Genomic DNA, 12,105 nt, shown 5'->3' on the forward strand with positions numbered 1-12,105 from the left:
TTTGCAGAACGCCTACTCAACCAGGCAGCCGACCGCATCCGTTCGGGCGTGTGCCACTGCCTGCCCCATAGCCAGCGCGTCGAGTGCGTCGCGCAAATACCGCCGGGAAGGTTCTGCGCGGTTCTTGCCCAGCCCAACGTACCAATCGTCAATAGCTCCCTGATAAACGATACGGCCGTCAGCCTGCATCACGACCACCTCGGGCGTGACCCGTATCCTAAAATGACGGGCCAGTTGGGCATCCGCATCGGGATGGCTGGAAAAAGATAATTTATAATCTGCCCGGAAACGCTTTATAACCTGTGGTGAGTCGGACGGGAGTGGAAATATCGCAACAAACTGAATATTGGAAGGAGCAAAGTGCTGGTGTAAGTCAACCAGCGTTCGAACATACCGCTGACTAATGGGGCATTCCGTGCTCAAAAATGTGTAGACGGTCAGTCGTGGTGGAGTTGCTCCGCTTGCCAGAAACAGTAAAAAGAGATAGATCGTAAAGATGCCTAGTCTGTTTGCACGCTTGTATCGTCTTATCATGGCCTTGTTTAAGCTGTAAGGTCTTGGTAGTTACTGCCAAAGGTGAATCCTGCTGTCATAAATCTACGCATATTCGTTGATAAATAATAAGTAGTTGTACTTAAATCAATACGCTATTTTCGTCGAAAGCAACCGAATGGCCAGTCAGTGTATACAGCAATAGTTAAATTTCAGTATTATCGAGTTTACACCAGTAGGGTTGGAAGTGTCTCATTATAAGCGTTATTACTTTTTTATCAACAACTGGTGACTTATACCAGTATGGTAAAAGTATTATTTTCAACGTTCTTCATAGGTAAGCTGTATTGGACTTAAGGAGGTATAATTTATATTGTTCTTCGTTATAACTTAAAACTATTAAAATACTTAAATTCCATGTTATTCTGAAATTAACAAAGAAGCATCATACGAACGGATCGTTATTAAAGCAGTTTTGATTTATCTTAAAATAATATTCTGAATTTTGGTGCTTACTCCTTACAAAAAATTGAGTAAGGTCAAAATGTAGGAATTTTGTATTGTGTTTTATTTGCACATAGTTTTGTAGGAAGGGGAAAGTAGTTCGTCCTAACTAACAACATCTATGAGTAAAATTCTATTATTGAGTTTCCTGTTGATAAGCTCTGTCTGGACTGTAGCTTGGGCTCAGGAACGGAAAATCACCGGCAAAGTATCGTCTGCCGAAGATGGGAGTTCTGTTCCCGGTGTATCCGTGATTGTAAAAGGTACCACAATCGGAGCGGTTACCGATGCTGCTGGTAACTACGCCATAGCAGCTCCTGCACGGGGTACGTTGGTATTCTCGTTCATCGGCATGGCCACGAAAGAGGTTGCCATTGGGGCCAATTCGGTTGTCGATGTTACGATGGCAACAGACACCAAGCAACTTTCTGAAGTTGTTGTAACGGGAGTCGGCGTTGCGACTGATAAACGGAAAATTGCTATTTCAGTTGAATCGGTTTCGGGCAAAGATTTACCGCAAACGCCTTCGGCTTCGGTCGATCAGGCGCTGATCGGTAAAATTCCGGGTGCTCAAATCACCAGCCGGAGCGGTACCCCAGGGGCAGACGTAAACATCCTGCTGCGCGGTATCAATACCATCAACCGGGGTACGCAACCCATGATCCTGATCGACGGGATTCAGATGGGTGCTACCAGCCTGCAAACCATCGACCTGAACTCCATCGAGCGCGTTGAGGTCGTGCAGGGTGCGGCTGCGGCTACTATTTACGGGGCGCAGGGGGCTAACGGGGTTATCCAGTTGTTTACCAAAAAGGGTAAAAATGGTCAATTGAACATTGACTTCTCGTCGAGTATTGCCGTCAATACCTTCCTGAATAATGGCGGACTGAGCAAAGCCAGATACCACGCGTTTGCTACGGATGCCAGCAACAACATCATTGGTTCGTCGGGGAAGCCCATCGTGTACGATGCCGTGAATGGGATCTACTCGGAAAACGTGCAATACAACTCGACTGATCCGACGGCTACCAACAGCAAGCCTTACGACGCCAATCTGCAATATCATGATCATTTCTCCTATTTCTTCAAACCGGCCAATACCATCAACAACAGTGTTGCGGTTACCGGCGGAAGTCAGCGAGCTGATTTTAGCCTGTCGGCCTCGAACAGCCACCAGGAGAGTAACATTCGGGACAACGGCTACTGGGATCGGAGCAACTTATCGGCCAACATCGGTGCCCAGCTGGCTAAAGGCCTGACCCTGCGCTCGATTACGCAGCTGGCGTACACGAAAAGTACGCTGAAATCATTGGACCGGACTATTCTGTACAGCCTGCTGAATGCCTATCCATTAGCTGACTTTGACCTGACGACGACGGATGGGTCTATTCCGCTGAGTATGAACCAAACGATCGGTATCAACGCGTCGAACCCGTCGTACCGGCAGGCCTATACCCGCAACAACGACAACAAAGTTGACATCATTCAGAACCTGAACCTCAACTACAAGTTTCCGAAGTATGTGGATCTGGACTTGAAGTACGGCCTTAATTTCCAGACCCAGAACCGCGATCTGGAATACGCTAACCAGGCTAATAACGCCAACAACAAATACTGGTTAACGCAGGGGGCGACGAATTACATTTCCCTCAACAATACAACGAATACAGGTGAACTGGTAAAGTATGTGAACAGTAAAGTGTTCCAGAACTTTCTGGCGACGGCTACCGCAACGTTCGATTTTAAAGAAGATTTTCACCTGAATCTGCCGATCAAATCGACTACGCAGGCCCTGTTCGATTGGCGCAACAGCAAGGTGAAAGAATACACCAGTGATGCTATTGGGTTGCCAGCCGCCTATGCGCCATACAACGCGGCCAATACAACCTCGTGGCGGGTGTACCGGGATTATGTGGAGCCATTCATTACCTACGGCTATCTGGTGAATCAGCGGTTTGAAATCGGTGAGTTTGCCGGTTTCTCGGGTGGTTTCCGAAGCGATTATTCGTCTGCGTTCGGTCAGGGATCCAAGCCCTTCACCTTCCCGCGTGGCGATGCGTACCTGCGGTTATCGTCCCTTAAATTCTGGGAAAATAGCCCTGTCAACAACTTCCTGCCTGAGTTGAAGCTGCGGGCCGCTTACGGGCAGGCGGGTATTCAGCCGCAACCGTTCGACCGGTACGTGACCATCACCCCAACAACGATTGGGAACACAACGGGATTCTATTATGCCAACCAGCAAAGCAATCCGGCCCTGGGCGTTGAAGTATCGGAAGAACTGGAGATTGGGACCGATATGGTATTCAGCTTGTTCAAGGGCAGTAGCTGGTTGAACGCCATTGCCCTGTCGGCTACGTACTGGAATCGGAAAACGAAAGATGCCATTTACCAGGTCGACGTAGCCCCCTCGGTTGGATTGGGGAAATTGACGGATAACGCCTTCACCCTGGGTTCGAATGGCCTTCAGATGTCGTTGAATTCGACGGTTTACCAGGGAGCTGATTTTAAATGGAATACGACCATCAACTTCGGTAAACAAAGTTCGCAGATTCTGGCCGTTCGGGGCGACGCGCCGATCGTGGTTACCTCCAATGCCGGAAGCACGAACTACGTACTGAAAGCAGGCGAAAAAATAGGTCAGCTGTACGGGTACAAATCCATCCACAGCGTTGACGAGCTGGGCCCGAACGGTACGCCCTTTATCCCCGTGGCCGATCAGGAGCAGTATACCCTGGCCAGCAACGGCTATGTTGTGAACAAAATAACCAAACAGCCTTACTTCACCGCCGACAAATACAGCTTCGGTGATCCAAACCCGAAATTCAATATGTCGTTTATCAACGACGTGACGTTCAAGAACTTCCTGACCTTCGGCGTTCAGTTCGACTGGGTTAACGGGAACCACCTCTACAACCAGACCAAAGAGTGGATGTATCGGGATGGTATCCACAGCGACTACGCGAATCCGTTCACCATCGATGGCCAGACGGGTGCCTGGACGGCTTTCTACCGGGGCGTATATGCCCAGCGTACAGCCAACGGTACCAAAGATTACTTCTACGAAGATGCGTCCTTCCTGCGTTTGAGAAACATCTCGATTGGCGTTGATCTGGCCAGAGCGTTCCGGATTCCGGCGGTCAAACGGCTTCAGCTGGTGCTGTCGGGGCGTAACCTCTGGACGCTGACCAAGTACACGGGTTTCGATCCGGAAGTCAGCTCGGGAACATCGAATTCGGCCTGGGATAGAGGAACCGATCACAGTACGATGCCAAACTTCAAGTCGTATCAGGCTTCTTTAAACTTCGGATTCTAAGGAACCCATCTCAAAAAACTGATCGTATGAATACGTTAAAACTATATGCCTTAACGCTGGTGTTTGCCGGATGTATGGCGTCCTGTAAAGAGCAACTGGATGTTCAGAATCCCAACCAGCCCTCATCGCCAGCCTTGAAAACTGAATCGGGTCTGGTTTCGTTTGGGGAAGGATTTTACATTACCGGTTTCAGGGATGTAAAATACTACGACGGCGTTCCGGGCTATTTCTGGTCGGGAGCCATTGGTAACCACGAGCTGATGGGCGATGTGATCGGAACCGACATTGCCAACGTCTTTATCAACCAGATCGGCGCGCCAAATCAGATTACCCTCGATGACGGTACGGTTTTGCTGAATCCGAACTCACCCAGCAAACAGATCGATTTCATCCGCATCACGGCGAACGTTAACTCAACGGGTTTTCAAAATTCCACCTATTACGAGTGGGCGTACATGTACAACATGAACAATGCCGCCAACACCCTTCTGGCAAACATTGATGCGACTACGTTTTCGGGCGAAGCAGACACGAAAAAAGGCGTTCTGAAAGCCTGGGCTTACTGGTGGAAAGGCTATGCCTACTCGCGGATTGGCTCGATGTATTATGCGGGCGTGATCAACGACAAGGCAAACGGCGAAGCACTGAATGGTACCAATGGCAATTATGTAACGAAAGAAGCCATGATTGCCGAAGCCACCAAGAACTTCGACGAAGCCGCAAAAATCCTGTCGGGCCTACCAACCAGTGCCGATTATACGGCTACGATGACGGGCTTGATTCCGAGCTTCAACCGGGTTGGCAAAGGAGGCATCCTGACGCCCGCCATGTGGGTACGGAACATCAATACGATGAAAGCCCGGAATATCCTGGTCAATACGCGGGTTAGTGCCATGACGGCGGCCCAGTGGGCCGATATTCTGACGCTCACCAATGCGGGTATCCTCGCTTCGGACTTTGTCTTTACGGGCCGTTCCAATACGGCTGGTGATTTCCTTTTACCACTGACGGGCACCGTTTCGGGAAAAACAACGGGGGCGAATAACACCTATAAAATCTCCGAACGGTTGATCCAGGATTTCAAAACCGGTGATCTGCGCCTGTCTAATAACTTCGTGCAGCGGAGTTCACCGTACATCGGCGAAACCTCCCGCGGGAACGCCTTCTTTACCCGTTGGAATCTGATTAACCGGGGGGCAACCGGCTCCGAAGGGAGTGCCTCTGTTATCTCATATTCGAATACGAACGCGGGTGGGTATGAATTATACTTGGCGAGTTCGTACGAAGAAAACCAGTTGATGAAAGCGGAAGCGTTGATCAACACCGGCAAAATAGAAGAAGGACTTACTTTAGTCGATGAAGTGCGCAAGGTGCAGGGGGCTGGGTTGGCTGCCGTTGCCGGTACGAGCCTGACCTTGGATGCGGCCAAAGAAGAATTACGTCGGGAACGCCGGGTTGGTTTATTGTTTCGGGCACTGTCGTTTTACGATGCCCGTCGCTGGGGCCTGCTGGAAACCGGTCGTACGGGAGCCGTTGCGCTCAGTCGCACGGGTGTTGTCAGCCGGAATGCAACCATTACCTATGGCTACCTGGATTATTGGGATGTACCCGATAATGAGATCGCGTATAACCCGCCCGTTGCCGGCAGTGCCGCGACAAAAAATCCAAAACAGTAAGAACACCCGTCGCTCTTGTCAAAGGCTCTCCATTCGTACTGGGGAGCCTTTTTTGTCTTGAAAAGCACCCGCCTGCTGGAATCTTAAAAATGCCGTATCGGGCCGAGCCGAACGGGAATGAATAGAGGTAGGGGTAAACCAATTCGCAAAAATCCGGGTAGACGTACAGGCTGGTAAACTACTATATCTATCCAGTATATTTATACGACACAATTAATTTTTACGTTTGAAAAAATAGTAGCTTGCTGCATTTTCTAGTATATTGTTTTGTTTGATTAAGTGCCCAAACTTTAAAAGACTTTACTTGGAGTATAACGTATACATGAGGAAATTTTATAGGGGTTTTATCTGGTCAGCCTGGCTGCTCCTGTTGCCGGGCTATTTGCTTGCTCAAAGCCAGCGCATCACCGGTACGGTTACGTCGGCTCAGGACAATTTGCCGATTCCCGGCGTCAATATTGTTGTCAAGGGAACCACGAACGGGGTCAGCACCGACGCGAATGGAAAGTACAGCATTACGGCCCCCGGTCCTACGGCTATCCTTCTGTTCTCTTCCATTGGGCTGATAGCGCAGGAGGTAACCATTGGCAACCGTACGGTTGTTAACGTGAAAATGCAGGAAGCCGTCAATGAGTTGACGCAGGTAGTCGTTACGGGGTATAACACAACCCAGCGCAAAGACATTACCGGCTCGATCGCAACCGTTTCTCCCGACAAGTTCAAGGATATTCCCGTAACCAGTTTCGATCAGGCCCTGCAAGGTCAGGCGGCCGGTGTGCAGGTAAGCCAGTCGTCGGGTACGCCGGGTGGTGGACTCACCGTTCGGGTACGGGGGAATACGTCTATTTCTGCTGTTAACCGGCCTTTGTTCATTGTCGATGGTGTTCCGGTGGAAGACGGGGCACTGTCTGACCGTGAATTTGGTGGCCAGACGGATAATGCGTTTGCCTTGTTTAACCCAAACGACATCGAGTCTATTCAGGTCCTGAAAGATGCCTCAGCGAAAGCTATTTACGGATCAAGAGCAGCTAACGGCGTCGTATTGGTAACGACCAAACGCGGTAAAGCCCAAAAAACAACCTTCACCGCTGATGTGCAACGGGGCATTACGGACGTTGTTCGTCGGCCCGATTTATTGAATGCTACGGAACTACTCGAACTACAGCGGGAGGCCGTCACGAATGCCGGGCTGAATCCCGACAAATTAGGCTTGATTAATGGGGTTACGAATGGGCAGAATACCGACTGGATTGATGCGGTGCTTCGGAAAGGGGTTTATCAGCAGTACCAATTATCGGCCCAGGGTGGCAATGACCGGACCCAGTTCTACCTTAGCGGCAGCTACCGGAATGAAGAAGGTGTTCAGTTGAACAACCAGTTCAGGCGGTTTACCGGTCAACTCAAACTGGATCATAAGGCTACTGACAAGCTTTCCTTCGGTACCAATCTGACGTTATCCAGCGTGCTGAACAAACGGGTAAAAGGAGACAACTTTCTGGATGGGGTCTATTCGGGAGCGGTAAAAAGTCTGCCGTATTATTCGCCTTATAACGAACAGGGTCGTCTGTATGGACCGGCTGATGCCGAATATCCGGGGTTTCCTAATTTCAACCCTGTGGGGCAGGCGCTGTTGCCCCGCTTCAACGCCTATACCGTTAAAATTTTGGGGGGACTGTACGCTGAATATGAGATTCTGCAGAACCTGCGCTTCCGGTCGAAGTTCAGTATTGACTATAATAACATAACGGAAGATCAGTTTGAACCTTCGACAACGGCCATTGGCGGGTTTTTGCCTAGTGTGGGTGGACAAGGTTACGGCGTCTTTATCAATACCTCTATATCGACTTTCGTCAATACGAACACATTGACGTACAATTTTCAACTGGCCGAAAAGCATCAGTTCAATGCACTGGCTGGCTTTGAAGCCTTGCAGCGTACCCAGCGGAGTGGAAATGTGACGGGGAGGTTATTTCCCAGTGATGATTTCACGTATATAAGCTCGGCCGGTACCGTTGATCAGGGTGGATCGGACCTGATAAACAGTGGTTTGTTGTCGTCGTTTGGCGAAGTACGATACAGCTACGATGAGAAATACCTGGCAACCATAACCGCTCGTTACGACGGTTCTTCCCGCTTCGGGCGGAGTCGGCAATTCGGTACATTTCCGTCTGCATCGGTTGCCTGGCGCCTGTCGAGTGAGAAGTTTATGGAACGTTTCCGGTTTCTGAGCGACCTGAAATTACGGGCTAGTTTTGGCTTTACGGGGAACGAACGCATTGGTGATTTTCAGTTCCTGGGTACCTGGTCGTCGGTTACCTATAGTGGCTCAACGGGCGTTGGCCCACAAGCACTGGCCAACGCCAGTCTGCAATGGGAGCGCACCCGCGAATCGAACATCGGGCTGGATGCCTCGTTTTTTAGTGGACGGCTCAATGTCATTTTGGATGCGTACGACAACCTGACCGACAAACTCCTGTTTGCGCAGCCTATCCCGCAAACCACAGGCTTCAGTACAGTGCAGGGCAACATTGGTAAAGTATCGAACAAAGGGGTCGAACTGACCATTTCGACCGTGAACCTGAATAAAGCGGTTCGCTGGAGCACGGACCTGAACCTATCGCACAACAGCAATAAAGTAGTAGAACTGGCCAGTTCCGAACCGGTTTTTCGGGGGTATACGGGCAACGGCGTAGCCAGAACTAATGTTGTTGTACCGGGCCAACCGTTGGGAACCTTCTGGGGGTTGAAATTCCTGGGCGTTGATCCCGCTACTGGTGATGCCATTTATGACGATAAAAATGGAGATGGTCGTATTACACCCGCCGATGGACAGGTCATCGGCAATGCGCAGCCCAAGCTGTACGGTGGCCTGACAAACAGAGTATCCTGGAAAGGCATTGATCTGAGTGCGCTGCTTCAGTTTTCGTACGGTAACAGTATTCTGAACTTTTCAAATCAGACGCTGTTGAACGCCGGTGCCGATATTCAGAACAACCAGACCCGGCAGGCTCTGAAACGGTGGCGCAAAGAAGGGGACATTACGAGTGTTCCCCGGTACGTGTATCAGAATACCTACAATAACTACACAAGTAGCCGCTTCATCGAAGACGGATCGTACCTACGGCTGAAGAACATATCCCTGGGGTATAACTTCCCGAAGGCCTGGATTAACAAATATAAAGTCAGCAATGCCCGCCTGTACGTTTCGGCAACGAACTTGCTGACCTGGACCCGTTATTCCGGCCCCGATCCGGAAGTAAGTACGCTCGATGGATCGACTACCGCTCAAGGTATCGATCTTTTCACGTTTCCGCAGGTAAAAAACTTGTTGGTGGGCGCAACGCTCAATTTCTAATTTGCTACTTCGCTTTACGATGACTCGCTTTATACGATATACTTTATTGATTACGCTGATTGGCCTGGCGGCCTGTCAGCAGGTGCTGGAACCCAAACCGGTGACGCTACTTGTCGATGAACTGGTGCTCAACGAGCCCAACGACGTGCAACCCGTTCGGATCGGTTTATACAGTGCTTTCCGAAGTATGGCGGCTCCCAACATCATCGCCGGGGATTTTACCGCCGATTACATCCAGGCAAATGGCACATTCACTGATAATATTGAATTCGGAACGAAGCGGATTACCGCTACGAACGGAGCCATTGACGCGCTGTGGGCCAATATGTACAATACCATCTACGTCGCTAACTTTATTTTAGAGCGTTTACCAACGCTAACGACGGTACCGGAAGCCACCCGGAAGCAGGTGATGGCTGAAGCTAAGTTTTTGCGGGGTTGGGCTAACTTTATTGGTGCATACACTTTTGGTGATATTCCCAGGGTTACCTCTACAAGTCAAACGGCCAACACCACCATTGCCCGATCGGCAAAAGCAGACATACTCGCATCGGTATTGGCTGACTATCAGGCGGCACTGGCCGACTTGCCAAATGTGAGCACCACGTCGACCAATGCAACCACGAATTCAGCGTATCTCAACAAAATAAATTGTCAGGCTGCGTTGTCGCGCTACTACCTGTATCAGAAAAACTGGGCTCAGGCTGAGTCGTTGGCTACCGTTGTCATCAGTTCAGGGATATACGCACTGCAAACCAACTACTCTGATATTGTGACGAAAGACTTTACCAGTGAATCGATTCTGGAAGTTGGTTATAATCTGACCGATGATCCGGGAACGGGTGCTTACAGCCTGAATAACTTGCTGGTTGGCCGACGGGAAGTTATTCCATCCAATCAACTGATCAATTCGCTAAACTCAGCCGAATCCGGTACGCGGAGTACTACTATTTCCTTCAACGCGCAGCAGCAACGGGGCAATGACAATGGCTGGACGGTGCGGAAGTACGGTACAGCTTCTGACGACAACAACAACATTGTCCTGATGCGGCTGGCTGAGATGTACTTGATTCGGGCTGAAGCGAGAGCACAGCAGGGCAAACTAACGGGTACAACGGGGGCCATTGCCGATTTGAACGTGCTTCGAACCCGGGCGAAAGCAACAGCTATAACGGCTGGGGTTCAGGCGGATGTATTGCTGGCCGTTGAGCGCGAGCGTGTGTATGAACTGGCGTTCGAAGGCCAGCGCTGGTACGATCTGGTCAGGACGGGCAGGGCGCAGGCCGTTATGTCGGCGTTTTCGCCTAACTGGAATAGCCGTTACGAACTCTGGCCCATACCCCAGCGGGAAATTCAGCAGAACACCGCCCTTCAACAGAATCCAGGTTATTAAGTAACAGCGCAGACTAATGATGATGAGAAAACATAAATTATACGGATTAATCGGGCTAGTTGTGTTGCTGGGCATGGGCATTTTTGCCTGTGAGACAAGCGACATTGACCGTACGTTCGAGGGACCTTATTTTGTTCGCTTTACCGATACGACCGTAACGTACAAGGAGAGTTACAGCAAACCGATTGCCATTCAGGTGCATAACGTTGGTCCGCAACTGGATCAGCCCATTACGGTTAACTACGTGATTAGCGGCACCGCCCGCGAAGGAAAAGACTATAGTATTGTCGGCACGAAAGGAACGGTGGTTATACCCGCTAGGGCCAGTTCGGGCAACATCATGGTCCAGTTGATCAACAACGCCAATAACATTCTGGAATCATCCTCGCTGACGTTTACCCTCACGGGTGTGCAGCCGAGCACGCTGCAGGTTGGCTTTGGGCAGAACAACATCGTGGGCAAAACACTGGTACTGACCATTCAGGACGATTGTCTATTAGGTGGTTCTTACACGGGTACGCAGAAATATGGCACGCAGACGGCTACCGTTCCGAACATAAATATTACCAGCAGCGATTGTAAGAACTACCTCGTGAGCAACTGGAACCTGGGCATTCCCTTTTTGTCGTTCGAGGCCATTAAGCCAACGCTGACGTTCATCGACAACGGCGACAACTCGCTTACCGTTCCGACGCAGAGCAGTGCGGATTTGGGGTCGACGGATACCATCAAGGGAACCGGTGCCTGGAATCCCCGAAATCGTACGATCACGCTGAATCTACAGTTCAAGATTGCCTTGAGCAGCACAAAAGACACAACCCTGAATTACGTACAAACCTACACGCCCCAGTAAGGCATTTGACGAATTTCGACTATGCGACAATTTATACGCTTATTATTCATTCCGGCTGTAGTGGGGTGGCTTCTGGGGGGGTGTTCCGAGAAGATAGAGCCCAAGCCCGCTACATATTCACAACTGCTGACCGGTACGGAGAAAAAATCCTGGAAAATGGTATCGCTCCAGATTATTGACAACAATAATCCGTCGGGTGTGATACCCATTTCGCAGAGTGGTGTAAATCCTTGTATAACCGACGACTTGTGTACATTCTACGCCGATGCGGAGCACAAATTTGAAGCCAGCGAGGGGGCCAGTAAGTGCAGCGCTTCTGATCCGGATATCTACGTGACCGATACCTGGACGCTTGTTAATGCCAATGCCACGCTGGAGTTTTACCTGCCCATACTGAACGGTAAATACCCCTGGACCATCAAAAACCTGACCGCTACGGTACTAACCATTCAATACTATTTCCCGGATATTGATGCCAGCTACCAGTTTACGTTCAACTCGACCACAACCAAATAGGCG

General features: G+C 50.1%; 7 protein-coding genes. 6 read left to right on the forward strand and 1 reads right to left on the reverse strand.

Annotated elements, in window-relative coordinates; translation table 11 throughout:
• Positions 1-12 precede the first annotated feature (12 nt).
• Positions 13-534 carry a redoxin domain-containing protein gene (locus tag ACYU87_RS22900; protein WP_461136435.1) on the reverse strand — a complete coding sequence of 174 codons (522 nt, stop codon included), beginning with the start codon at positions 532-534 and terminating at the stop codon, positions 13-15.
• Positions 535-1,117: 583 nt separating this feature from the next.
• Between ACYU87_RS22900 and ACYU87_RS22905 the strand changes: the two genes are divergently transcribed.
• From ACYU87_RS22905 to ACYU87_RS22930, 6 genes are all read left to right on the forward strand, one after another.
• Complete coding sequence (locus ACYU87_RS22905; RefSeq protein ID WP_461136436.1) at positions 1,118-4,309, forward strand: SusC/RagA family TonB-linked outer membrane protein; 3,192 nt, start codon at positions 1,118-1,120, stop codon at positions 4,307-4,309.
• Between the two features lie 26 nt (positions 4,310-4,335).
• Entirely contained in the window at positions 4,336-5,985 is a 1,650-nt protein-coding gene (locus ACYU87_RS22910; protein ID WP_461136437.1) for a RagB/SusD family nutrient uptake outer membrane protein, read from the forward strand.
• A gap of 322 nt (positions 5,986-6,307) precedes the next feature.
• The gene (locus ACYU87_RS22915; protein WP_461136438.1) at positions 6,308-9,340 is read left to right on the forward strand and encodes a SusC/RagA family TonB-linked outer membrane protein; all 3,033 of its coding nucleotides are present in this window, start codon (positions 6,308-6,310) and stop codon (positions 9,338-9,340) included.
• Positions 9,341-9,359: 19 nt separating this feature from the next.
• Positions 9,360-10,733: a RagB/SusD family nutrient uptake outer membrane protein gene (locus tag ACYU87_RS22920; protein WP_461136439.1), complete on the forward strand. Its 1,374-nt coding sequence runs from the start codon at positions 9,360-9,362 to the stop codon at positions 10,731-10,733.
• 16 nt (positions 10,734-10,749) lie between these two features.
• Positions 10,750-11,586, forward strand: coding sequence for a hypothetical protein (locus ACYU87_RS22925; protein ID WP_461136440.1), 837 nt, complete (start codon positions 10,750-10,752; stop codon positions 11,584-11,586).
• Between the two features lie 21 nt (positions 11,587-11,607).
• A complete protein-coding gene (locus ACYU87_RS22930) occupies positions 11,608-12,102 on the forward strand; it encodes a hypothetical protein (RefSeq protein WP_461136441.1) in 495 nt (164 codons plus the stop codon).
• Positions 12,103-12,105 lie beyond the last annotated feature (3 nt).

The sequence above is a fragment of the Spirosoma lituiforme genome (assembly GCF_054776635.1).